The organism is Rhodococcus sp. ACPA1, from assembly GCF_002300195.1.
In the GTDB taxonomy this organism is placed as follows: domain Bacteria; phylum Actinomycetota; class Actinomycetes; order Mycobacteriales; family Mycobacteriaceae; genus Rhodococcus_F; species Rhodococcus_F opacus.
Window position 1 is genome coordinate 529,598 of record NZ_NSDX01000001.1, and the last position, 24,084, is coordinate 553,681.

A 24,084-nucleotide genomic window follows, 5' to 3' on the forward strand; every position below is an offset into this window, starting at 1 on the left:
ATTCATTCCGTCTGTCTGACCTGCGATGACGGTTTGTTTGCACGGCAAACGGTATTGATGTCTTCTCAGAAATAGAATAAATTCCAATTATGAGCCGCGGCTGAGTCCGTGAGTCAGAAGAATCCGAGGAGTAGAACATGGGCAATGCCGTCATCGTCGACGCGGCACGGACACCGATCGGGCGCCGGCGCGGGGCACTGTCCGGACTGCACCCGGCCGAACTACTCGGTGCCGCACAGCGGGGTGTCCTCGAACGGGCCGGTGTCGCCCCGGCGGACATCGGGCAGATCGTCGGTGGATGCGTCACCCAGGCGGGTGAGCAGTCCAACAACGTGACCCGGCAGGCGTGGCTGCACGCGGGACTGCCGTACGCGACGGCGGCCACGTCGCTCGACTGCGCCTGCGGATCTTCCCAGCAGGCCGTGCACGTCGTGGCGGGTCTCGTCGCGTCCGGCCAGATCTCTGCCGGAATCGGGTGCGGTGTCGAGGCGATGAGCCGGGTGTTCCTCGGCCAGGCCGTTACACCGGAGACCGGCAACCCGTACCCGGACGACTGGGCGATCGACATGGGCGACCAGTTCACGTCCGCCCAGCGAATCGCCGACCGGCGCGGGCTCGGGCGCGGCGACGTCGACGCGTTCGGGCTCGAGTCGCAGCGACGCGCCGCCCGGGCCTGGGCGGAAGGACGGTTCGACCGCGAGATCGTTCCCGTCACCGCTCCCGTCGTGGACAAGTCCGGCGCACCCACCGGTGAACTCGCGGTGGTCACCCGGGACGGGGGACTGCGCGAGACGACCGCAGAGGCCCTGTCTGCCCTGAAGCCCGTGATCGACGGCCACATCCACACCGCGGGCAACTCGTCCCAGATCAGCGACGGCGCCGCCGCCGTCCTGCTCATGGACGGCGGCCGTGCCCGCGAACTCGGATTGCGGCCGCGCGCGAGGATCGTCGCGTCCGGCATGGTCGGCTCCGACCCGTACTACCACCTCGACGGGCCGATCGAGTCGACGCGGATGGTCCTCGAGCGCGCCGGAATGTCTTTGGGCGACATCGATCTCGTCGAGATCAACGAGGCATTCGCGTCCGTCGTGCTGTCGTGGGCGCAGGTGCACGGAGCCGACATGTCGAAGGTGAACGTCAACGGCGGGGCCATCGCACTCGGACATCCGGTGGGCTCCACCGGGGCCCGGCTGATCACGACCGCCCTGCACGAACTGGAGCGCTCCGACACCTCCACCGCGCTGGTCACGATGTGCGCCGGTGGCGCGCTGTCCACCGCAACCATCATCGAACGCATCTGACCCCGAACGATCGACGAGGCCGACATGACAATGGGATTGACCGAAGAAGAGCGCGACCTGCGCGACTCGGTGCGGGGCTGGGCCACACGGACCGTGACCCCGGCCGTGCTCCGGGGGGCCGTCGAGGCCAAGACCGAGCAGCGACCGCTGTTCTGGAAGTCGTTGGCGGACCTGGGCGTACTGGGACTCCACCTGCCCGAGGACGTGGGCGGGGCGGGGTGCGGGCTGGTGGAACTGGCAGTGGTCACCGAGGAACTGGGCCGGGTCCTGCTGCCCGGTCCCTTCCTCCCGACCGTGCTGCTCGGCGCCGTCCTGCACGAGTCCGGGCGCACGGGTGAGCTCTCCGGGCTGGCCGACGGTTCGGCCCTCGGCGCCGTGGCCCTGCAGCCGGGTTCGCTGCGGCTCGTCCGGGACGGCGGAGTGGTGACGCTGGACGGTGAGTCCGGGTACGTCCTCGGCGGGCAGGTGGGCGACCTGTTCCTGCTCGCGGCGAGGGACGGCGACGAGACCGCGTTCGTAGCGCTCGCCCGCGACCGGCTCGACGTGACCGACCTGCCCAGCCACGACGTGGTGCGCCGCAACGCGACCGCTTCGGTGAGCGGCCTCGAGATCGCCGAATGCGATGTCCTGCACATCGATTCGCAGCGCGTTCTCGATCTGGCGGCCACCTTGTTCGCCGCCGAGGCCTCCGGTGTCGCAGACTGGGCGGTGACCACCGCCGCCGACTACGCCAAGGTGCGCCACCAGTTCGGCCGCCCCATCGGCCAGTTTCAGGGGGTGAAACACCGGGTAGCCCGCATGCTCTGCCTCGCCGAACAGGCCCGGGTCTGTGCGTGGGACGCGGCCCGTGCGATGAATCCCGGAAGCAGTGCCAGGGCCGCGACGGCTGCGCCGCGCTGCAGTGCGGCGGAGGCGTCACTCGCGGCCGCGGTCGCCGGAGCCACCGGACCCGACGCGGCGTTCTCCGTCACCAAGGACTGCATCCAGGTGCTCGGCGGCATCGGCTACACCTGGGAACACGACGCCCACCTGTACCTGCGCCGGGCGCAGTCGCTGCGGATCCTGCTCGGGTCCACCGCATCGTGGCGGCGGCGCGTGGCCCGCGCGACCCTGGGCGGGGACCGCCGGGTGCTCGGGATCGACCTGCCTCCGGACGCCGAGGGCATCCGCGCCGGCGTGCTCGCGGAACTCGCGCCAGCCGCCGCACTGGACGACGCGGAGCGCAGGACGTACCTGGCCGAGAAGGGCTACACCGCACCGCACCTCCCCGCACCGTGGGGCAGGGGGGCGGGCGCCGTGGAACAACTCGTGATCGCGGAGGAACTGCGCGCGGCCGCGCTGAAGCCCCACGACATGATCATCGGCAACTGGGTGGTACCCACGCTCATCGCGCACGGCAGCGAAGAACAGTTGCAGCGCTTCGTGCCCCCGTCACTGCGCGGCGACCTCGTCTGGTGCCAGCTGTTCTCCGAACCCGGCGCCGGATCGGACCTCGCCGGCCTGACCACCCGGGCCACCAAGGTGGACGGCGGCTGGGTGCTGCGGGGGCAGAAGGTGTGGACGTCGATGGCCCGGGACGCGGACTGGGGTATCTGCCTCGCCCGCACAGATGCCTCGGTGCCCAAACACAAGGGATTGTCGTACTTCCTGATCGACATGAGGGGCAGCGACGGCCTCGACATCCGGCCGCTGCGCGAGATCACCGGCGAGGCACTGTTCAACGAGGTGTTCCTCGACGACGTGTTCGTCCCCGACGAACTCCTCGTGGGCGAACCGGGCGACGGCTGGAAGCTCGCCCGCACGACCCTCGCCAACGAACGGGTGTCGCTGTCGCACGACTCCTCGCTGGGCTCCGGCGGCGAGGCTCTGCTGACGCTGGCCGGCGAGCTGCCCGGCGGCATCGACGACGAGCAGCTGACCGTGCTCGGCAAGGTCCTCTGCGACGCACAGTCCGGCGGCCTGATGGGGCTGCGCACCACCCTGCGCTCGATCGCGGGCGGGCAACCGGGCGCCGAGTCGTCGGTCGCGAAACTGCTCGGCGTCGAACACATCCAGCAGGTGTGGGAGGTGGCGATGGACTGGGCCGGACCGCGCGCCCTGCTCGGCGACCGGCCCCGCACGTCCGCTACGCAGATGTTCCTGAACTCGCAGTGCATGTCGATCGCGGGCGGCACCACCAACGTCCAGCTCAACATCATCGGCGAACGACTGCTGGGTCTGCCGCGTGACCCCGCGCCCGGAAAGGGAGCGTGACCTGACATGGCGATCGACGTGAAGGCCGCGCTGACCGCGGAACCGGCCGTGCGTGACGTGGCGTGGACCGAGCGTGACGTGATGCTCTACCACCTCGGACTCGGCGCCGGCGGGAACGCCCAGGACCCCGCGGAACTGCGCTGGGTGTACGAGAAGGACTTGCAGGTGCTGCCGACGTTCGCGCTCGTCGCGGGACAGGGAATCTCGGCCGGCGACGCACCGGCGTCCGGGCTGGGCCTGCCCGGTATCGACATCGACCTGCGCAAGATCCTGCACGGCGGACAGTTGCTCACCGTGCACGCGCCCATTCCTCCGTCAGGTGGGGCCCGGGTGTCCTCGCGGGTGGCGGACGTGTGGGACAAGGGCAAGGCTGCCGTCATCGTGCTCGAACAGACGGCCACCGACTCGGGCGGGAACCCGTTGTGGACCACGGGGATGCAGATCTGGGCCCGCGATGAGGGCGGGTTCGGCGGCTCCCCGGGACCTGAGTCGGTGGCCACGGTGCCGGCCCGCGAACCCGACAAGGTGCTGGTGTCGCGCACCGGGACGGCGCAGGCCCTGCTCTACCGGCTCAGCGGCGACCTCAACCCGCTGCACGCGGACCCCGAATTCGCGGCCGCGGCCGGGTTCGAAAGGCCGATCCTGCACGGGCTCGCGTCGTACGGTGTGGTGTGCAAGGCCGTCGTCGACGGGATGCTGGACGGCGATCCCACGCGACTGCGCCACTACGAGGTGCGGTTCGCGGGCTCGCTGTACCCGGGCGAGACCGTCGAGACCGCGGTCTGGCACGACGGCGACCGGCTGACCCTGCGCGCGACGTGCCCCGACCGTGACGGGCAACCGGTGCTGACCGAGGCGACGATGGAGGTGAGCGGGTGAGCGTCGGTACGCACCCCACGTTCGAGAACAGCCCGTCGGGAACGGTGCTGACGTCACCGCCCGACAGTTCCGCCGTCGACCGGGCGACCGAGGCCGCCCGGCGCGTGGTCGACGCGCTGCTGCGAACCGATCGCGGCAACGCCAACCTCGACCGCGTCGCGGAAGAGCTGAACAGCATCGCCGAGCACCTCGAGGAACACGCGCCCGCCGTCGCCGAGCGGCTGATCGACATGTGGAACGGCGAGGGCGTCACCCGGCACGATCCCGTCACCGGACCCGAGAACGCGCTCGCGCCGCCTGTGGTCCTCGAGGGGCTGTCCGACGGATCGGTCCGGGGCACCGTCACGCTGACCATCCCGTACCAGGGGCCGCCCGGGCACGTCCACGGCGGCGTGTCCGCGCTCCTGCTCGACCACGTCCTCGGCGTCGCCAACGCCTGGGGTGGAAAAGCCGGCATGACAGCGCAGTTGAGCACCCGCTACCACCGCCCGACGCCGCTGTTCGAACCACTCACCCTGACCGGGAAGCTGATGTCGGTCGACGGCCGCAAGATCACCACCGTCGGCGACATCCGGACCGCGGACGGCCAGGTGTGCGTCTCGGTCGAGGGACTGTTCGTCGACAAGACCGTGCCCCGCCCACGATGACCCCGATCAGGAGCAGACAATGATCAGGAACAGACAATGACCTCCCCCGACCGTTTCGAGAACAAGGTCGTCTTCGTGACCGGCGCGGCGCGCGGGCAGGGCCGCGCCGAGGCCGTCCGGTTCGCGTTCGAGGGCGCCGACGTCATCGCGATCGACGCCTGCACCGAATTCGCGTCCACCGCCTATCCCGGCGCCACGGAAGACGACCTGGCCGAGACGGTCCGGCTCGTCGAATCCACCGGCCGGCGGATCGTCGCCGCCACCGCGGACGTGCGCGATTTCGACGGACTCTCGCGCGCCCTCGCCGACGGCATCGAGCAGTTGGGGCGCCTCGACGTCGTGATCGCGAACGCGGGCATCTGTTCGGGGGCGTTGTCGTGGGAGATCACCGCCGAGCAGTGGCAGGAGACGGTCGACGTCAACCTCACGGGAACGTTCCACACCGCGAAGGCGGCGGTTCCCTATCTGATCGAACAGGGTGAGGGCGGCGCCGTCGTTTTCACGAGTTCGGTGTCCGGACTGAAGGGCACGCCGTTCACCGGGCACTACGTCGCGACCAAGCACGGCATCACCGGGCTCGCCAAGACGATGGCGAACGAACTCGGTGAGCACCGCATCCGCGTCAACACGGTGCACCCGGCCGGTGTGGACACCGGCATGAAGGTGAACGACCTGCACCCGCTCATCGCCCGGTTCGCGTCGACGCTCGGTTCCATCTACCAGAACTCGCTGCCGTACAGCATCACCCAGCCCGAAGACGTCGCCGCCGTCGTCGCGTGGCTGTGTTCCGACGAAGCGCGGTACATCACCGGGGCGCAGATTCCCGTCGATCTCGGCAACCTCATCCGCTGAGGTTCGCGCGCTCCCTCGCTCGCCGAATGTCGCAGTGGCGCAGTTCGACTGCACCACTGCGGCATTCGGCGTTCAGACGGCGATGTCGCGCCGGATCATCTTACCGGTGGCATTGCGTGGCAACAGGTCCGTGGTGATCCGCCACCGGGTCGGGACCTTGAAGTACGACAGTCGCTCGGACGCGTACGCGCGCAGTTCCGCCTCCGTGGCACCGGCGCCCGGCCGCAGGACCACGACAGCCGACACCTCCTGCCCCAGATCCTCGTGCGGCGTCCCGATCACCGCGCACTCGAGCACGTCGGGGTGTTCGTCGAGGCACTGCTCGATCTCGGTGGGGTACACGTTCTCCCCGCCCCGCAGGATCAGATCCGAGCGCCGCCCGGTGAGGCGCAGGCGACCGTTTTCGACGAGCCCGTAATCGCCGGTCCGGAGCCACCGGCCGGGGGCGATCGCCGCGGCGGTGGCGGCCTCGTCCTCCCAGTACCCGAGCATCACGAACGGGCTGCGCACGCAGACCTCACCCTCGACACCGTCGGGCAGCCATTCGCCGTACGGGTCGCGGATCTCCATGCTCACCGTGATGATCGGACGTCCCAGAGTCCCCGGGAACTGCTCGAGTTCGGGGGCGGTGGCGACGGCGATCGCGGTACTGCACTCGGTGAGTCCGTAGCTGTCCACGAGGGCGTTCCGCGCGAACGGCACCTTCTCGCGCAGCCGTTCCTTGAACGCGACCGACGACGGTGCGGACGCCAGCGAGAACGAGGTGAGCGACGACAGGTCGTACCGGTCGAGGTCGTCGTGCTCCACGAGACGGGACGCCATGGTGGGTACCGCGCCCCAGTTGGTGACCCGTTCCCGCTCGACGAGACGGAGCACGGCGTCCACGTCGAATCCGCCCTGGTGCATGACGACGGCACCACCGGTCGCCAGCCGCGGAATCACCAGATTGTGCAGGCTCGCGATGTGGAACAGGGGAGAGGTCAGGAGGTAGCGAAGCGGACTCGGCATCGCCGGGTCGACGGGTCGTCCACTGAATTCGCCGACCACGGCGTCGCTGAACCGGTGGTAGTCGACGACGGCCAGAATGTTGCGCTGCGAGTGCAGCGCTCCCTTGGGTCTGCCACTCGTGCCGCTGGTGTAGAGGATGGCGGCGGGATCGTCCTCGTCGACGTCGGTGTGCGGCATCGGGGACCCTGCGTACTTCGCGAAGATCGCGGGCAGATCCGCCTCCATCGTGAGGACCGGAAGGTCGGCACCGGCCGCGGCGAGCGTCTCGGCGCGCTTCGCGTCGGCGATCACCACGGTGGGGCGACTGTGCGTCAGCCCGTACTCGACCTCCCGCGGAACCCACCAGCCGTTCAGTCCGACACTGATGGCGCCGAGCACCTGCGTGGCCCAGAACGCGACCACCCACTCGGGGGTGTTCGCGGCCAGGATCGCCACCCGGTCACCCTTCCGGACGCCGTGGTCGTCGCGCAGCGCCGTCGCCAGGGCCGCGACCGCGGCGGCGTGCTCCGTGTAGGACATCCGGCGGTCGGCGCTCACGAGGTAGTCGCGGTCGCCCCACCGGAGCGACGTGGTGAGGAGTTCGCCCACCGAGCGCCCGCGGTTCTTCATCACCGGCATCCGGGTGCCGAGTACCAGCTCCTCGACGAGTTCGAACCGGCCACCGGGTCCGGTGAGACGGGACATCACCTGATCCAGGTGCAACTGTGGATCTGTAGGGGCAGTCATCGGGGCGACCTTTCGTCCTCGGGCACTCGTACCGACACAAGATGGCACGCCGTGACGGGCGCCCGGACGTGGTTACCACTCAGCGAGACTGCCGCGATCCGCGACATCCCGGCGCCGTTACGTTCGACAGCGAATCGCAGCTGGAGGAACTCATATGACGATAGATCTCGACCAGCCCACAGTGAAGGTCGATCCGCTCGCCCCGGCCAAGCTCGGGCCGATCACTCTGCGCAATCGCGTGATCAAGGCAGCGACGTACGAGGGGCTGACCCCGAAGGGTTTGGTCACCGACGAGCTCATCGAATTCCATCGGCAACCCGCCGCCGGGGGCGTCGGTATGACGACGGTCGCGTACTGCGCCGTCGCCCCCGACGGCCGGACGTCGCCGGGCCAGATCCAGTGGACCGACGAGACGATGCCGGGCCTGCGGAAGCTGACCGACGCCATCCACGACGAGGGCGCGGCAGTGTCGGCGCAGATCGGCCACGCGGGACCGGTCGCGGCCGCGAAGTACATCGGGTATCCCGCGCTGGGCCCGTCCCGCGCGTTCCGGATGACCACCCAGAACTTCTCCAAGCCGGCGACTGCGGCAGATATCGCCCGGATCGTCGAGGCACACGCCGACGCGGCTCGCCGCGCGGTGGAGTCGGGGTTCGACGCCGTGGAGATCCATTTCGGCCACAACTACCTGATCAGCTCCTTTCTCAGCCCGAAGGTCAACAAGCGCACGGACGAGTACGGCGGATCACTGGCGAACCGCGCCCGGTTCGCGCTCGAGACCGCCCGCGCCGTACGCGACGCCGTGGGGGACAGGATCGCGATCCTCGCCAAGCTGAACATGGACGACGGTGTGCCCGGGGGCTTCTGGGTGGACGAGGCGATCCAGGTGGCGCAATGGCTCGAGCAGGACGGTTCGCTGGACGCGCTCGAGCTCACCGCGGGCAGTTCGCTGCTGAACCCGATGTACCTGTTCAAAGGCGACGCGCCGCTCCGTGAGTTCGCCGCCGTCATGCCGCAGCCGACGAAACTGGGAATCCGGTTGGTCGGCAAGCACTTCCTGAAGGAATACCCCTACCGCGACGCCTACCTCCTCGAGGACGCCCGCCAGATCAGAGCCGCCGTGACGATGCCGCTCGTCCTACTCGGTGGCATCACCGGCAAGGCGACCATGGACCTGGCGATGGAGGAAGGATTCCAGTTCGTGGCCGTCGCACGGGCACTCCTGCGGGAACCCGACCTCGTCAACCGGATCACGGAGGAGACCCACAACCCCGGTCTGTGCATTCACTGCAACAAGTGCATGACGGCCATCTACGGTGGCACCCACTGCGTGCTCCGCGTGCCGTGAGCGTGCATACCGTGTCGACAGGAGAGATGGAGTTGGAACGCACCACGATCGCCGAGATGCTGCTCGACCGGCTGGGTGACGACAGGCTGGGAGTCCGTACCCGGCAACGGGATTGGACGTGGGACGAGGTGGTCCACGAGAGTGCGGCATGCGGCGCGGTCGCATCCTCGCTGCGGACAGAGGGGCCGTTCCACATCGGCGTGTTACTCGAGAACACCCCTGAGTTCCTGTTCTGGCTGGGCGGTGCCGCGCTCGCCGGAGCCACGATCGTCGGCATCAACCCGACGCGGCGCGGGGCGGAACTCGAGGCCGAGATCCGGTACGTCGACTGCCAGCTGATCGTCACGGATACCGCGGGGAAGGCGCAGCTCGCCGGTCTCGACCTCGGGCTGTCCGAGGACCGGTTTCTGCTGGTCGACGATCCGGCCTACACCGAACTCGTCGCGGCCCACGCGGTCGCGAATCCGGCCTGGGATCCCGGGATCGACGCGTCGACGCTGTTCCTTCTGCTGTTCACGTCCGGCACCACCGGCACGTCGAAAGCGGTGCGGTGCAGCCAGGGCCGGCTCGCCCGGCTGGCGTACGCGAACACCGTCAAGTACGGGCACGTGCGCGAGGACGTCGACTACTGCTGCATGCCGCTGTTCCACGGCAACGCGCTGATGGCGTTGTGGGCGCCCGCGCTCGCCAACGGCGCCACCGTCTGCCTGCCACGCAAGTTCTCCGCGTCCGGGTTCCTGCCCGACGTCCGGTTCTTCGGCGCCACATTCTTCACCTACGTCGGCAAGGCGCTGGCGTACCTGATGGCCACCCCGGAGCAACCCGACGACCGTGACAACACGCTCGTCCGCGGTTTCGGGACCGAGGCCTCTCCGGAGGACAAGACCGAATTCGTGCGGCGGTTCGGCGCCGAACTGTACGAGGGGTACGGATCGAGCGAGGGCGCCGGTTCGGTGACGCTCGACCCGAACGCCCCCGAGGGTGCGCTCGGCCGGCCCGCGAACGAGAACATCGTCATCGTCGACCCCGACACCCGCGCGGAGAAGGCCCGGGCGCGGCTCGACGAGCACGGTCGCGTGCTCAACCCGGACGAGGCGATCGGCGAAATGGTCGACAAGGCCGGCGCGGCGCGGTTCGAGGGCTACTACAAGAACGAGGACGCGATCGCGGACCGCATCCGGCACGGCTGGTACTGGACGGGCGACCTCGGGTACGTCGACGAGGCCGGCTTCATCTACTTCGCCGGCCGGAAGGGCGACTGGATCCGCGTGGACGGGGAGAACACCTCGGCGTTGATGGTGGAGCGGATTCTGCGCCGCCACCCCAAGGTGGTCGCCACCGGCGTGTACGCCGTCCCCGACCCGCGGTCGGGCGATCAGGTGATGGCGGCCGTCGAGGTGTCGGATCCGACCGATTTCGATCCGGCGGAGTTCGCCGCGTTCCTCCGCAGCCAGGACGACCTGGGTACGAAGGCCGCTCCCCGCTTCGTCCGGGTGTCGACGGACCTGCCGGTGACGGGATCGAACAAGGTGCTCAAACGAACGCTGCAGGAACAGCGCTGGCGTTGCGACGATCCGGTCTTCCGGTGGGTGGGACGCGGTGTTCCCGAGTACCACGAGATGACCGACAGTGAGAAGGCCGCGCTGGAGCAGGAGTTCCACACGCACGGCCGGCAACGATTCCTGCACGTGTGACGGTGAGGGTGACATGAAACTGGGTGTGGTGGTTCCCGTCGAACTGGGACGGGCGGGCGAGCCCGAATGGATACTCGAATTCGCGAGGGCCGCCGAATCACTCGGATTCGACGAGATCTCCGCCGTCGAGCATTCGGTCGTCATCGCGGACACGGCGAGTGCCTATCCGTACTCGCCCACCGGGAAGTCGCACCTGCCCGATGACTGCAGCCTGCCGGACCCGCTGGAACTGCTGTCGTTCGTCGCCGGCGCCACCACGACCCTGGGTCTCGCGACGGGCGTGCTGGTGCTGCCCAACCACCACCCGGTGGTGCTGGCGAAACGCCTCGCCACCCTGGACCGGCTGTCCGCGGGGCGCCTCCGCATCTGCCTCGGTCTCGGCTGGATGCGCGAGGAGATCGAGGCCTGCGGCGGCGACTTCGACCGGCGCGGCGCGGTCGCCGACGAGGCGATCGCGGTGATGCGGGCGCTGTGGTCGGGCACCACCGCCGTCGACTTCGCGGGCGAACACTTCTCCTTCCGCGGCGCCCAGAGCTGGCCCAAACCCCACCGGGATTCGGGAGTGCCGCTCTACATCGGCGGACACAGCCCGGCGGCCGCACGACGGGCCGGGCGGCTGGGCGACGGCTTCCAGCCGCTCGGCCTGGCCGGCGACGACCTGGACCGGGCGATCTCCCGGATGCGAGCGGCGGCAGCGGACGCCGGCCGCGATCCCGCCGACGTCGACCTCGTGCTCGGTGCGACCCTGCCGCGGCTGGACGAGGCCAGGGTCGACCGGGCCCGGGACCTCGGCGCGAATCGGCTGGTGCTGTCGGCGTCCCGGAACGTGCAGTCGCTCGACCAGGTCATCGACGAGATGGCCGAGTGCTCGGCCAGGTTGGGGCTCAGTCCGGCACGGTGACCGGCACGTCCTCGCTGAAGTCGACGATCAGTTCGCGCCGGGAGAACCGCCAGCCGGTGTCGCCGAGCACATACCGGTCGTGGTATCGCAGCGCGATCCGGTTGTCACGGTAGCCGTTTCGGCCGGAGTAGACGTGATGCGCGGTGCAGTAGGTCTCACCCGACGCCGTCGACCCGTCCACGTCGATCACCTGCTGGTGGACGACGTGCCGGGTCGACTGCAGATGCGAGACCGCGTCCACGACGGCGGACGCGAGCACGTCGCCGCCGCGGAGTTCGGATGCTGTGCCGGTGCCCGTCAAGGCCGGCGGGAGGACGAACGTCGCGTCGGGGTCGAACAACGACGCGAGCGTTGCCGCCTCGCGCCGGTCGACGGCTCGGGCATAGCGGGCGGTGAGTTCGGTGAGAGCGAATCCGGTGGCCATCCGACCATTCCAGCGGACATTCGGCACCGGCGACAACCACCTCCCGCTGACCGAGACATCGGCAGTGAGGCGGGGGAGCGCTGGCTAGCGTCCAGAACACACGTGGCGACAGCCACGCACACGTTTGAGGAGAACGCCGATGGATCTGAGGGAATCGCCCGCGCAGCGGGAACTCCGGCGGGAGCTGCGCGCCTACTTCGCGGCGCTGCTGCCGGAAGAGAAGCGGCGCGTCGCGGGTGAGGAGGGTGTCGGCGGCGAGCATTTTCGCGACATCGTGCGACTGCTGGGCAAGGACGGCTGGCTGGGTATCGGATGGCCCGTGGAATACGGCGGGCAGGGACGGTCGATCGAAGACCAGTTCGTGTTCTTCGACGAGGTGCAGAGGGCCGGGTTGCCGTTCCCGTTCGTCACCGTCAACACCGTCGGCCCCACCCTGATGAAGTACGGCACCGAGGAGCAGAAGGCGCGGTTCCTCCCCGGCATCCTCGCCGGCGACATCGTCTTCGCCATCGGCTACACCGAACCGGAGGCCGGCACCGACCTCGCGTCCCTGCAGACCCGGGCCGTGCGCGACGGGGACACCTGGGTTGTCGACGGCAACAAGGTCTTCACCAGTGGCGCCAACACGGCCGACTACGTGTGGCTGGCGTGCCGCACCGATGCAAATGCACCCAAGCACAAGGGCATCTCGATCCTCATCGTTCCCACCGACGATCCCGGCTTCAGCTGGTCGCCGATCCACACCGTGGGAGGGCTGACCGTCACGTCGACGTACTACAGCGGGATCCGGGTCGGCGATCAGGACGTCGTGGGCGACGTCCACGGCGGGTGGCAGCTGATCACCGCGCAACTCAACCACGAACGCATCGGGCTCGCCGCGCTCGGCGGACGCACGCTCGGGCTGTGGCACCAGGTCCTCGACTGGGCCCGGGAGACCGGTGCCCTCGACATCCCGTGGGTGCAGACGGATTTCGCGCGCACTCACGCGAAGCTCGAGGCGATGCGACTGTTGAACTGGAAGATGACCGCGGCCGTAGCGCGGGATGCGTTGTCTGGGGCGGACGCCGGTGCCACCAAGACGTACGGCACCGAAACCCATGTCGAGGTTTATCGCACGCTGCTCGGGATCCTCGGCGCCGCCGGGCGGCTGCGTCCGGCCTCACCGGGCGCGATCCTCGCCGGTCAGATCGAACAGATCTCCCGGCAGAGCGTGGTCAACACGTTCGGCGGCGGCGTCAACGAGGTGCTCCGCGACATGGTGGGCACCCTCGGCCTCGGACTCGTCCGTGAGAAGAGGGTGAAATGAGCGAACTCCTCGCCCGGCTGCGCGCATTCGAGGGACGGACGATCGTCCACGCCACCTGGGGTCCCGATCCCGTGAACATGCCGATGATCCGGCACTGGGTCGAGTCGATGGGCGACACGAGCCCCGTCTACCTCGACGAACACTCGGCACGCGCCACCGGCCGCGACGGCGCCGTGGCGCCGGCCCAGATGCTGCAGGTGTGGACGATGCGCACGTTCGCCGACAAGATGTCCGGCGCCGACCCGTCGGCTGTGTGGACGGAGCTGATCGACACGCTCGACGAGGCGGGATTCACGTCCGTCGTCGCCACCGATTCCGATCAGGAGTTCTTCGCAGAACTGCGCCCCGGCGACCGGGTGAACACGACCGAGGTGGTCGAGTCGGTATCGGCGGAGAAACACACAGGTCTCGGCGCCGGACATTTCGTCACCACCCTCAAGACGTACCGCAACGGCGACGGTGCGATCGTCGGCACCCAGCGGTGGCGGACCCTGCGCTTCCGGCCCGCCGAACGCCCGGCACCGCGCGCCGTGCGTCCGCGGCCTGCACTCGACGACGACAACGCCTTCTGGTTCGCGGCCGCCCGCGAGCACCGCCTCGTCATCCAGCGGTGCGTCACCTGCGGTGTGCTGCGGCACCCGACCGGACCGATGTGCGGGGAGTGCCGCTCCACCGAATGGGACACCGTCGACGCGTCGGGGCGGGGCACCGTCTACACGTTCGTCGTCAACCACCACCCGAAGATCGACGCCTTCGACTACCCACTGATCGTCGCGGTGATCGAACTCGAGGAGGGCACCCGCCTGATCGCCAACATGACAGGTGTCGAACCCGAACACGTGCACATCGGAATGCCCGTGGAACTGGACTGGATCGACGCAGACCCGGAACTCACACTTCCCGCATTCCGGCCCGCAGCATCGGAGGAACACTGATGGACTTCACATTCAGCGAGGAACAGGAAGCGGTCCGCCGACTGGCCGCGGACGTGTTCGCCGCCAGGTCGCGACCCGAGCGGATCAAGGACGTCGAGTCGAGCGCCGACCGGATCGACCGGGAACTGTGGCGCGAACTGGCCGGCACCGGGCTGCTCGGCATCGCCCTGCCCGAGAACCTCGGCGGCGGCGGCATGGGACTCGCCGAACTGTACGTCCTCCTCGAGGAGCAGGGCCGGACCGTGGCGCCGGTTCCGCTGTGGCCACACATGCTCGGCGCACTCGCGATCACCGAGTTCGGGACACCCGACCAACGAGACGCGCTGGTCCCCGCGGCGGCCGACGGCAGCCTGATCCTCACCGTCGGACCCGAGGAGTTCGGACCGTACGTCGCGGGCGAACCGGCGACGACGGCACGCGAGGTGGACGGCCGGTGGCAGGTGCACGGCGTCAAGGCCGCGGTCCCGGCGGCGCACGTCGCCGAACGCCTCCTCGTCTCCGCGAACACCGACACCGGTCCGGCGCTGTTCCTGGTGCACCCGTCGGCCGCGGGCGTGACTGCGCAGCAGGCGGAGTCGACCACCCGCGCGATCTGCGCGAACGTCACGTTCGACGCGGCCCCCGCGGAACCGGTCGGCCCGGCGGACGGTACCGCGGTGCGTTGGCTACTCGAACGAGCGGAACTGGCGGTCGCCGCCCTGCAACTGGGTGTGGGGGAAGGCGCGGTGCGTCAGGCCGTCACGTATCTCAACGGCCGCACCCAGTTCGGCCGCCCGCTCGCGACGTTCCAGGCCGTGACCCATCAGCTCGCGGACTGCTACATCGACCTCGAGGCCATGCGCGTCGCACTGTGGCAGGCCGTCTGGCTCCTCGCGAACGGCGAGGATCCGGGAACCGCGGTGCTGGTGGCCAAGTGGTGGGCCACCGACGGCGGTCAGCGCGTGGTTCACCGCACCCAGCACGTGCACGGCGGAATCGGAGTCGACACCGACTACCCGGTGCACCGGCACCTGCTGTGGGGGAAGCAACTCGCCGCCACTCTCGGCGGCGCGAGTTCCGACCTGGCACGTCTGGGTGCGCAGCTGGCGGCTGGCGTCGAGGTGGTCGCATGACCGCAACCGTCGACACCGCCCGCGGCTACGGGGACGTCGCCGTCGGCGAGAACCTGCCGGAGCTGACGATCCCCCTGACCCGCACCCTGATCGTCGCCACCGCCCTCGCCACCCGCGACTTCCAGGACGTCCACCACGACCCGGCACTCGCGGTGGCGAGAGGGTCGAAGGATGTGTTCATGAACATCCTCACCACCAACGGGCTGGTGGGACGGTTCGTCACCGACTGGGCGGGCGCGCACGCGTCGCTGCGCCGGATCGCGGTGCGGCTCGGTGCCCCCAACTACCCCGGCGACGTGATGACCCTGACCGGTGAGGTGATCACGAAGGACGACGGCCTGGTGACCGTGAAGGTCCGCGGCGCGAACAGCCTCGGTGATCACGCCACCGGCACCGTCGTCGTCGCCTGGCCTGCACGAGGAGACCTGTGACCAGCCCCCTGTCGGGCGCCGCCGCCATCGTCGGCATCGGCGCCACCGAATTCTCCAAGCACTCGGGACGAAGCGAACTGCAACTGGCGTGCGAGGCGATCGTCGCCGCACTCGTCGACGCGGGCATCGACCCGTCCGAGGTCGACGGACTGTCCACGTACACCGCCGAGACCAACGGGGAGGTGCTCGTCGCCCGCAACACGGGCATCGGCGAGCTGAAGTTCTTCTCCCGCATCGGGTACGGCGGCGGCGCCGCGTGCGCCACCGTCCAGCAGGCGGCGATGGCCGTGGCGACGGGCATCGCCGACGTCGTCGTCTGCTACCGCGCCTTCAACGAACGGTCCGGTGTGCGTTACGGACTCGGGCAGCACGACCGCCCGATGGACAGCACCGCGGACCGGGCGGCGTACGCCTGGCTGACCCCGCAGGGACTGTCGACGCCGGCCCAGTGGGTGGCGATGTTCGCCCGCCGGTACATGCATCGGTACGGCGCCACGAGTGAGGACTTCGGCCGGGTCGCGGTCGTCGCACGCAAGCACGCCGCCGACAACCCGGCCGCCTGGTTCCACGGGCGGCCCATCACCCTCGACGACCACCAGAAGTCGCGGTGGATCGCCGAACCGCTGCACCTGCTGGACTGCTGCCAGGAAACCGACGGAGGCCAGGCCCTCGTCGTCGTCTCCGCCGAACGCGCCAAGGACCTCCGCACCACCCCGGCGATCGTCAAGGCAGCCGCGCAGGGCTCCGGCAAGGACCAGCACATGATGGCCAGCTACTACCGGCCCGACATCACCGGAATACCCGAAATGGGCCTCGTGGGCAGGCAACTCTACGGGCAGAGCGGTCTCGCGCCCGACAACATCTCGGCGGCGATCCTCTACGACCACTTCACCCCGCTCGTCCTCCCGCAACTGGAGGAACTGGGTTTCTGCGATCCCGGCGAGGCGAAGGACTTCATCCGGGACGGCAATCTCGAGGTCGGCGGCCGACTCCCGGCGAACACCCACGGCGGCCAGATCGGCGAGGCCTACCTGCACGGCGTCAACGGCATCGCCGAGGCAGTTCGCCTGATCCGCGGAACGTCGACGACACAACCGGACGGCATCGGCAACGTGCTGGTGACCGCGGGCACCGCCGTGCCCACCAGCGGCCTGATCCTGGGTAGAGAGGACTGATCATGACGACAACCGAACGCACGACGGCAGGAGCGTGGCGAGGCGAGGACCTCGGCACCCGCACCGTGAGTTACGACGAGCGCGACGCCATCCTGTACGCACTGTCGGTGGGTGCGCGGGCCACCGAATTGGACCTCGTCTTCGAGGAGCATCTGCGGGTGCTGCCCACGTTCGCTCTCACCCTCGCCCAATGGGCGCCTGACGAACTGGGGTCGCGGGGCGCGTTCGACACGAAGACGGCGCTGCACGGATCGCAGGAACTGACGGTGCTCGCGCCGCTTCCCCGTCGCGGCGAGATCGCGTTGTCGGCGTCGGTCGGCGAGGTGTGGGACAAGGGCTCGGCCGCCGTGTTCGACGTGCGCGTCGAGTCCGAGTTCTTCGTCGCCACCTGGTCGCTGTTCGCGCCCGGCGCCGGCGGTTTCGGCGGCGATCGAGGTCCCGCGAAACCGTCTCGGCCCGAGGGTGAACCGGCCGTGGACGCTGTTCTGCGGACCGCGGGGAACCAGGCGGCGCTGTACCGGCTGACCGGCGACCGGCACCACATCCACATCGACCCGGCGGCGGCCGAGCGGATCGGACAGCCCCGGCCGATCATGCACGGCCTGTGCACGCTCGCCGCGAGCACGCTGGAACTCGCCCGAGCGCTGGACGTCCACCCGGCCGACCTCGTCCGGCTGGAGGGACGATTCGCCGCACCGGTCTACCCGGGCGACGCGCCGACGTTGCGGGCCTGGGGTGATGCGGGTGATGCGTCGTTCGAACTCGTCGAGGACGACCGCCCGGTGATCGCCGGGGCCCGCGCCGCGTTCGGCTGACAGCACGGTCGCCCGCCGTCGCCGAATGTCACACCGGTGCAGTTCAACTGAACCGATGCGACATTCGGCGCGGAGGTCAGCAGTGGGTGGCGAGATACCGCGCGGGATACTCGCCGCCGCCGTGGACGGCGAGATCGGCGCCGTTCACGTACGACGCCTGCGCGCTCGCCAGGTACAGGCAGGCGTCCGCGATGTCGGACGGCACCGCCATCCGCCCCATCGGCAGGGTCCGGGTGACGGCGGCGCCGCCGTCCTCGCCGTAGACGGAGGCCGCGCTCTCGGTGCGGATGAGACCGGTGGTGATGTGATTGATCCGCACCTTCGGAGCCCATTCGAGCGCAAGCGCTTTCGTCAGAACCAGCAACCCGGCCTTCGCGGCGCTGTACGCGGCGGTGCCGGGTTGCGGATCGTGGGCGGAGACGCTGCCTATGTTGACGATGGCACCGCCGTCGGACTGCTGCTGCATCACCGCATTGGCGGCCTGGGCGACGGTGAAGGGCGCCAGCAGATTCAGCGCGACGATCTTCTCGACGAAGCGCGGCGAGACGGTGGCCGCGTCGGCATCGGGCGAACCACCCGCATTGTTGACGAGGACGTCGAGGCGGCCGTACCGCGCGACGGCCTCATCGATCAGGGCGGCGGCGTCGGCGTGGTCGCGGACGTCGGTCGCGCGGAACGCGGCGGTGCGATCACCGTGCGCGGGCAGGGTGTCCGGTGCGCTCCGGCCGCACACGAGCACGTTCGCACCCGCGGCGAGAAACGATTCGGCGACGACGAAACCGATGCCCTTGGTTCCGCCGGTCACGACGATGGTGCGGCCACTGAAATCGAGAGGATGGGGGATTGTCACGGGAGACCTTCGGAGTGAGGGAGCGCGGAATTCCTGGCGCTCGAATGGGATCGGGTGAATCGGCACGAAGACCGAAAACAAGCAAATGCTTGGTTCGATAGTAGGGGAACGGGAGTGGACATGGGCAAACTCGACGGCAAGGTCGCGCTGATCACCGGTGCGGGGCAGGGGATCGGGCAGGGAATCGCCCTGGCCCTCGCCCGGGAGGGCGCGGCGATCGCCGTCGCCGGCCGGACCGAATCGAAACTGCACGGCACGTGCGAGCGGCTCACCGAACTCGGTGCACGCAGCGAACCAGTGGTGTGCGACGTCAGCAGGCGTGCGGACATCGCGTCCGCCGTCGAGCGGACCGTGGACGTGTTCGGCGGCGTCGACATCCTGGTCAACAACGCCAACGACTGCACACCGGGACCGATCCTGTCGGTGATCGACGAGGAGTACGAGCGGTCGTTCGCGACGGGACCGCTCGCGACGCTGCGGATGATGCAGTCGTGCCACCCGCACATGAAGGCGCGCGGCGGCGGCGTGATCGTCAACCTCGTCACGTCGGCGGCCGTGCGGTGGGACGCGAGCAACTACGGTGCCTACGGTTCGATCAAGGAGGGAATGCGTTCGCTGACCAGGTCGGCGGCGTGCGAGTGGGGCCGGGACGGCATCCGGGTGCTGTCCGTCGCCCCGCACGCCAAGAGTCCGGCGCTCGAGCGATGGATGGACAGGAACCCGGACGAGGCGGCGGAGTTCGTGGCGGGCATCCCGCTCGGACGGGTCGGCGACGCCGAAACCGACATCGGACGCGCCGTCGTGTTCCTCGTGAGCGAGGACGCCGGCTACCTCACCGGGGCCACCATTCCCCTGGACGGCGGGCAGTCCCGTTGGGGCTGACGGCGGGCAGTCTCGTTGGGGCTGACGGCGGGCATCCGGGTCCCGCACAGCGGGAAGGCCAGGGGCCGGCGCGCTCGATCTGCACTAGTTTCGGCAGGATCGAATTACCGTAGCGAGAGGGCACCATCGCGATGACGACCGTTGAAACACCACGCAGTTCGCGATCAGTAGTGGTCACCGTGGCCGCTGTCGTGGAGGAGACGTCCGACGCCCGGTCGCTGGTGTTCGACGTCCCCGACGAGCGCCGGCACGAATTCGCCTACAAGCCCGGACAGTTCCTGACCCTGCGTATCCCGAGCGACCGGACCGGATCCGTCGCCCGGTGTTACTCCCTGGCCAGTTCGCCGTTCACCGACGCCCTGCCGAAGGTGACGATCAAACGCACCGCAGGCGGCTACGGCTCACACTGGCTGTGCGACAACGTCGGCGTCGGAGACCGGATCGAGGTTCTGCCGCCCGCCGGGGTGTTCACACCGGCCAGCCTGGACGAAGACCTGATCCTGTTCGCCGCGGGCAGCGGAATCACCCCGGTGATGTCGATTCTCAAGTCGGCGCTCAGCGAGGGCGACGGGAAAGTCGTTCTCGTCTACGCCAATCGGGACGAGAAGTCGATCATTTTCGCCGGGGAGTTGCGGGAGCTCGCGGCCCGCCACGACGACCGGCTGACCGTCGTGCACTGGCTCGAGAGCGTGCAGGGTCTGCCGACGCCGCGGCAGTTGGCCACTCTGTCGGACCGGTTCCGGAACCACCGGGCCTACCTGTGCGGACCGCGACCCTTCATGGACGCGATCCACGAGGCGCTCGCGCTCGCGGGGACGCCGCGCGACCGCGTGCACGCCGAGGTGTTCACGTCGCTCTCCGGCGATCCGTTCGCCGACGTCGTCGTCGACTCACTGCCGGACACGGGGGAGGCGTCGACGGTGGAGGTGCAACTCGACGGCGAAGCGCACAACCTGAGCTGGCCACGAACCGCGACGCTCGTCGACGTGATGCTCTCGAAGGGACTCGACGTCCCGTACTCCTGCCGCGAAGGCGAATGTGGTTCCTGCGCATGCACGGTGGTGGAGGGCGAGGTGGACATGGAGAACACGTCGATCCTCGATCCCGAAGACCTTGCGAGCGGCTACATCCTCGCGTGCCAGGCGCGTCCCGTCTCCGAGCACGTGCGGGTGGAGTTCTGACCGGAGTCGGCTATTTCTCCGTCTGCGATGCCGCGGCGCGGGCGCCCAGATCGGCCAGACGGATCGGGTAGCGCGGGGGCCGATCGACGATCACTTCACGAGTGACGCCGAGGTCGCGGTCGACGTGGAGCAGTTCGCCCGACTGCAGCGGCATCCAGCCGGGGTCCTCGTCCATCTGCTCGCTGGCGAGGACCACCGCCGGATACTCGGCGAGATGCTCGGACCTGGCACGGATCCGGCCGGGAGTGCTCGCGTGCTGGAGGTGGCGACCACCGCTCGGACCGCCCGCGCGCCGCTCGAGGAACAGCAGGTCGTGGGTGTCCGGGTACCGGAGCGCCCACAATTCGCCGGGTGTGGTCAGCAGGATGTTGAGCGCGTAGATCGGCACGTTGTCGGCCAGCCATCGGGCGGCCGAGGTGATGCCGGCCGTGACGTCGCCGCCGTTCCTGCCGATGTGACTGGTCACGAGAGCGAAGACGCGTTCCGAGTCGGTGTCGCCGTGAACGAGCGCGAGATCGGAGCCCAGTTCCGCCTCGAGCTTCGGCAGGTCCTCGACCACGCCGTTGTGGGCGAACACGCGACCGTCCTGGGCGAACGGATGGGTGTTCTGGGGAAGCAGTTCACCCGTGGTCGCGAAACGGATGTGCGCGACGAACGTGGCCGAAGAGCGATGCTTCGCCTCCTGCGCGAACTCCTTGTCCTCGTATGCGGCGAGCGGTTGCTTCTCCACGATCGGAGTTCCGTCCTCCGCGAACGTGCCGAGTCCGGTGCCGTCCGGCTCGCGGTGACTCTGCTGCGCGAGGCTGTCCGGGGCGTCCAGCAGCCAGAACGACGCGCGGACGCGATGAGGAGCGGCGGACAACCCGAACAATCGGCACATGACTTCCCTCTCGAGTGGGACGGATCAGCGGTAGTCCGGGTTGGCGAAGTCGGGGCGGCAACCCGCGTCCCACTCCGAACGTTGATTTCCGTACGCGGGGAACCCGCCGGCCTTCTTCAACATCGCGGCGACGTGCATGAGGTTGTACGTCATGAACGTGGTGTTGCGGTTGGTGAAATCGTTCTCCGGGCCGCCCGACCCTTCGTCGAGATACGACGGGCCCGGGCCGGCCTCACCGATCCATCCGGCGTCTGCCTGCGGTGGGATCACGTAACCGAGATGCTGGAGGCTGTAGAGGATGTTCATCGCGCAGTGCTTGACCCCGTCCTCGTTGCCGGTGATCAGACAACCTCCGGCCCGCCCGTAGTACGCGTACTGGCCGTTGTCGTTGAGAATCGACGAGCAACCGTACAGTCGCTCGATCACCTGCTTCGTGACGGAACCGTTGTCGCCGAGCCAGATCGGACCGGCCAGGACCAGGATGTCGGCGTCCAGCACCCGCTGAAACAGCTCGGGCCATTCGTCGCTCGGCCACCCGTGCTCGGTCATGTCCGGATAGACGCCGGTCGCGATGTCGTGGTCCACCGCCCGGATCTGGTCGACCGCGACGCCTTCCTTCTCCATCAGGCCGACGCTGCGGTCGATCAGCCCCTGGGTGTTGCTCACCTCGGGAGACCGCTTCAGGGTGCAGTTGACGAACAGGGCACACAGACCGCTGAAACGGGGTGTCCCGTCCTGCGGCGACGGATCGGTCATCAGTCCTCCCACGAAAAGAGTCCGGAAGTCCACGATATGCCGCGGCGGACCCTGTTCGTGGCAGAAGAGTCCGCCCGGTCCGGGACGATCCCGGACCGGGCGAACCCGGGTGTTCTCAGCCCAGCGCGGAGATCGCCTTCGCGACGCCCTCGCCGTAGGCGGGATCGCATTGCGTGCAGTTGTCGATGTGCCGCTGCACGACCTGCTGCGACGCGCCGTTGATGGCGCGCGCGGTGTTCTCGAACAACACTTGCTTCTGCTCGTCGCTCATGTTGTTGAACAACACGCGCGGCTGCGAGAAGTAGTCGTCGTCGTCCTCGCGGAAGTTGAACCGGTCGGCGAACGCGCCCACACCCTGCGCGGGATCGCGGTACCGGCTCTGCTCCTGCCACTTGCCGTAGCTGTTCGGCTCGTAGTGCAGGGTGCCACCGTTGTTGCCGTCGACCCGCATGGCACCGTCGCGGTGGAAGTTGCTCACCGGGCAACGGGCCGCGTTGACCGGGATCTGGTAGTTGTTCACACCGAGGCGGTAGCGCTGCGCGTCACCGTAGGAGAACAACCGGCCCTGGAGCATCTTGTCCGGGGAGAAGCTGATGCCGGGCACGACGTGCGCCGGGTTGAACGCGGCCTGCTCGACCTCGGCGAAGTAGTTGTCGGGGTTTCGGTTGAGTTCCCATTCGCCGACCTCGATGAGCGGGTAGTCGGCTTTCGGCCACACCTTCGTCAGGTCGAACGGGTGGTAGGGGACCGTGTCGGCGTCGGCCTCGGGCATGATCTGCACGCACAGCTTCCACTTCGGGAAATTGCCGGCCTCGATGGCGTCGAAGAGATCCCGCTGGTGGCTCTCGCGGTCGGCGCCGACCAGGGCCTCGGCCTCGGCGTCGGTGAGGTTCTCGACTCCCTGCTGCACGCGGTGGTGGAACTTCACCCAGAAGCGTTCGCCCTCGGCGTTGATGAAACTGAACGTGTGCGAACCGAATCCGTGCATGTGCCGGTACGACGAGGGGATACCGCGGTCACTCATGACGATGGTGACCTGGTGCAGCGACTCGGGCAGCGACGTCCAGAAGTCCCAATTGTTGTCGGGGCTGCGCAGATTCGTGCGGGGGTCACGCTTGACGGCGTGGTTGAGGTCGGGGAACTTCAGCGGGTCGCGGAAGAAGAAGACCGGGGTGTTGTTGCCGACGAGATCCCAGTTGCCTTCCTCGGTGTAGAACTTGACCGCGAAGCCGCGGATGTCGCGCTCGGCGTCGGCGGCGCCGCGCTCACCGGCGACGGTGGAGAAGCGGGCGAACAGGTCGGTCTTCTTGCCGACCTCGGAGAAGATCTTCGCGCTGGTGTACCGAGTGATGTCGTTCGTGACCGTGAACGTTCCGTACGCACCGGAACCCTTGGCGTGCATGCGGCGTTCCGGAATGACCTCGCGGTCGAAATGTGCGAGCTTCTCGAGGAACCAGACGTCCTGCAGCAACTGCGGCCCGCGGGGCCCGGCGGTCACGACGTTCTGGTTGTCGGGGACGGGTGCGCCTACGGCCGTGGTGAGCTTGTCGCCCGTGTTCGCAGTGGTCTCTCGGCTCACAGTGGATCCCTTCGTTGCTGGCTGTCGCTGTGGGTTATCTGGAACTGGCTGTCGGGCAAGAGGCTTCGCCGATGGACAGTCGACGTCGCGGATCGAACCACACTCACGGGACGCGACGTGGTGGTGGCCGTCTCCCGCCCTCGTGTGTG

General features: G+C 68.8%; 22 protein-coding genes. 16 read left to right on the forward strand and 6 right to left on the reverse strand.

Features of this window, described 5'->3' with window-relative positions:
- Positions 1 to 137: 137 nt before the first annotated feature.
- The 5 genes from CJ177_RS02335 to CJ177_RS02355 are packed head-to-tail and all read left to right on the forward strand — an operon-like array spanning position 138 to position 5,932.
- Positions 138 to 1,301, forward strand: coding sequence for a steroid 3-ketoacyl-CoA thiolase (locus CJ177_RS02335; RefSeq protein ID WP_005238916.1), 1,164 nt, complete (start codon positions 138 to 140; stop codon positions 1,299 to 1,301).
- 24 nt (positions 1,302 to 1,325) lie between these two features.
- Complete coding sequence (locus CJ177_RS02340) at positions 1,326 to 3,554, forward strand: acyl-CoA dehydrogenase (protein WP_095867194.1); 2,229 nt, start codon at positions 1,326 to 1,328, stop codon at positions 3,552 to 3,554.
- A gap of 6 nt (positions 3,555 to 3,560) precedes the next feature.
- Positions 3,561 to 4,433 (forward strand): MaoC/PaaZ C-terminal domain-containing protein, encoded by an 873-nt coding sequence (locus tag CJ177_RS02345; RefSeq protein WP_095867195.1) that lies wholly within the window; start codon positions 3,561 to 3,563, stop codon positions 4,431 to 4,433.
- The gene (locus tag CJ177_RS02350; protein WP_095867196.1) at positions 4,430 to 5,080 is read left to right on the forward strand and encodes a PaaI family thioesterase; all 651 of its coding nucleotides are present in this window, start codon (positions 4,430 to 4,432) and stop codon (positions 5,078 to 5,080) included. Before CJ177_RS02345 ends, CJ177_RS02350 begins: the two co-directional genes overlap by 4 nt.
- Before the next feature lie 36 nt (positions 5,081 to 5,116).
- Entirely contained in the window at positions 5,117 to 5,932 is an 816-nt protein-coding gene (locus CJ177_RS02355) for a mycofactocin-coupled SDR family oxidoreductase (protein ID WP_095867197.1), read from the forward strand.
- A gap of 72 nt (positions 5,933 to 6,004) precedes the next feature.
- Here the strand turns inward: CJ177_RS02355 and CJ177_RS02360 are convergent, their stop codons facing one another.
- The gene (locus CJ177_RS02360; RefSeq protein ID WP_095867198.1) at positions 6,005 to 7,666 is read right to left on the reverse strand and encodes a class I adenylate-forming enzyme family protein; all 1,662 of its coding nucleotides are present in this window, start codon (positions 7,664 to 7,666) and stop codon (positions 6,005 to 6,007) included.
- A gap of 154 nt (positions 7,667 to 7,820) precedes the next feature.
- Here CJ177_RS02360 and CJ177_RS02365 point away from each other — a divergent pair, with 154 nt between their 5' ends.
- Genes CJ177_RS02365 through CJ177_RS02375 form a run of 3 tightly spaced genes read left to right on the forward strand, consistent with a single transcriptional unit; the run spans position 7,821 to position 11,609 of the window.
- Positions 7,821 to 9,014, forward strand: a complete 1,194-nt coding sequence (locus CJ177_RS02365) for an NADH:flavin oxidoreductase (RefSeq protein ID WP_061041455.1) — start codon at positions 7,821 to 7,823, stop codon at positions 9,012 to 9,014.
- A gap of 26 nt (positions 9,015 to 9,040) precedes the next feature.
- Complete coding sequence (locus CJ177_RS02370; RefSeq protein WP_095867199.1) at positions 9,041 to 10,708, forward strand: AMP-binding protein; 1,668 nt, start codon at positions 9,041 to 9,043, stop codon at positions 10,706 to 10,708.
- Between the two features lie 13 nt (positions 10,709 to 10,721).
- The gene (locus tag CJ177_RS02375) at positions 10,722 to 11,609 is read left to right on the forward strand and encodes an LLM class F420-dependent oxidoreductase (protein WP_061041453.1); all 888 of its coding nucleotides are present in this window, start codon (positions 10,722 to 10,724) and stop codon (positions 11,607 to 11,609) included.
- Here CJ177_RS02375 and CJ177_RS02380 read toward each other — a convergent pair.
- On the reverse strand, positions 11,593 to 12,033 hold the full coding sequence (locus tag CJ177_RS02380; protein WP_061041452.1) for a nuclear transport factor 2 family protein: 441 nt from the start codon (positions 12,031 to 12,033) through the stop codon (positions 11,593 to 11,595). The genes CJ177_RS02375 and CJ177_RS02380 overlap by 17 nt on opposite strands.
- A gap of 139 nt (positions 12,034 to 12,172) precedes the next feature.
- On the opposite strand from CJ177_RS02380, the gene CJ177_RS02385 reads away from it, so the two are divergent.
- The 6 genes from CJ177_RS02385 to CJ177_RS02410 are packed head-to-tail and all read left to right on the forward strand — an operon-like array spanning position 12,173 to position 17,807.
- On the forward strand, positions 12,173 to 13,339 hold the full coding sequence (locus CJ177_RS02385; RefSeq protein ID WP_095867200.1) for an acyl-CoA dehydrogenase family protein: 1,167 nt from the start codon (positions 12,173 to 12,175) through the stop codon (positions 13,337 to 13,339).
- A complete protein-coding gene (locus CJ177_RS02390) occupies positions 13,336 to 14,274 on the forward strand; it encodes a bifunctional MaoC family dehydratase N-terminal/OB-fold nucleic acid binding domain-containing protein (protein ID WP_095867201.1) in 939 nt (312 codons plus the stop codon). Before CJ177_RS02385 ends, CJ177_RS02390 begins: the two co-directional genes overlap by 4 nt.
- Entirely contained in the window at positions 14,274 to 15,386 is a 1,113-nt protein-coding gene (locus CJ177_RS02395) for an acyl-CoA dehydrogenase family protein (RefSeq protein WP_095867202.1), read from the forward strand. Before CJ177_RS02390 ends, CJ177_RS02395 begins: the two co-directional genes overlap by 1 nt.
- Positions 15,383 to 15,817 carry a MaoC family dehydratase gene (locus tag CJ177_RS02400; RefSeq protein ID WP_095867203.1) on the forward strand — a complete coding sequence of 145 codons (435 nt, stop codon included), beginning with the start codon at positions 15,383 to 15,385 and terminating at the stop codon, positions 15,815 to 15,817. The genes CJ177_RS02395 and CJ177_RS02400 overlap by 4 nt, the downstream gene beginning before the upstream one ends.
- Entirely contained in the window at positions 15,814 to 16,992 is a 1,179-nt protein-coding gene (locus tag CJ177_RS02405) for a lipid-transfer protein (RefSeq protein ID WP_061041447.1), read from the forward strand. Before CJ177_RS02400 ends, CJ177_RS02405 begins: the two co-directional genes overlap by 4 nt.
- Positions 16,993 to 16,994: 2 nt before the next feature.
- Positions 16,995 to 17,807, forward strand: coding sequence for a MaoC/PaaZ C-terminal domain-containing protein (locus CJ177_RS02410; RefSeq protein ID WP_005238945.1), 813 nt, complete (start codon positions 16,995 to 16,997; stop codon positions 17,805 to 17,807).
- Positions 17,808 to 17,883: 76 nt separating this feature from the next.
- On the opposite strand, the gene CJ177_RS02415 is transcribed toward CJ177_RS02410, so the two are convergent.
- The gene (locus CJ177_RS02415; RefSeq protein WP_095867204.1) at positions 17,884 to 18,657 is read right to left on the reverse strand and encodes an SDR family oxidoreductase; all 774 of its coding nucleotides are present in this window, start codon (positions 18,655 to 18,657) and stop codon (positions 17,884 to 17,886) included.
- A gap of 120 nt (positions 18,658 to 18,777) precedes the next feature.
- Between CJ177_RS02415 and CJ177_RS02420 the strand changes: the two genes are divergently transcribed.
- Positions 18,778 to 19,539, forward strand: coding sequence for an SDR family NAD(P)-dependent oxidoreductase (locus tag CJ177_RS02420; protein WP_095867205.1), 762 nt, complete (start codon positions 18,778 to 18,780; stop codon positions 19,537 to 19,539).
- Between the two features lie 131 nt (positions 19,540 to 19,670).
- On the forward strand, positions 19,671 to 20,720 hold the full coding sequence (locus CJ177_RS02425) for a ferredoxin--NADP reductase (protein ID WP_061700284.1): 1,050 nt from the start codon (positions 19,671 to 19,673) through the stop codon (positions 20,718 to 20,720).
- A 10-nt stretch (positions 20,721 to 20,730) separates the two neighbouring features.
- Here the strand turns inward: CJ177_RS02425 and CJ177_RS02430 are convergent, their stop codons facing one another.
- The 3 genes from CJ177_RS02430 to CJ177_RS02440 form a co-directional block, all read right to left on the reverse strand.
- Positions 20,731 to 21,600, reverse strand: a complete 870-nt coding sequence (locus CJ177_RS02430) for a class II glutamine amidotransferase (protein WP_095867206.1) — start codon at positions 21,598 to 21,600, stop codon at positions 20,731 to 20,733.
- Positions 21,601 to 21,624: 24 nt separating this feature from the next.
- Positions 21,625 to 22,356 (reverse strand): flavodoxin family protein, encoded by a 732-nt coding sequence (locus CJ177_RS02435; RefSeq protein ID WP_095867441.1) that lies wholly within the window; start codon positions 22,354 to 22,356, stop codon positions 21,625 to 21,627.
- Positions 22,357 to 22,471: 115 nt separating this feature from the next.
- Entirely contained in the window at positions 22,472 to 23,935 is a 1,464-nt protein-coding gene (locus CJ177_RS02440; RefSeq protein ID WP_005238953.1) for a catalase, read from the reverse strand.
- Positions 23,936 to 24,084: the final 149 nt, after the last annotated feature.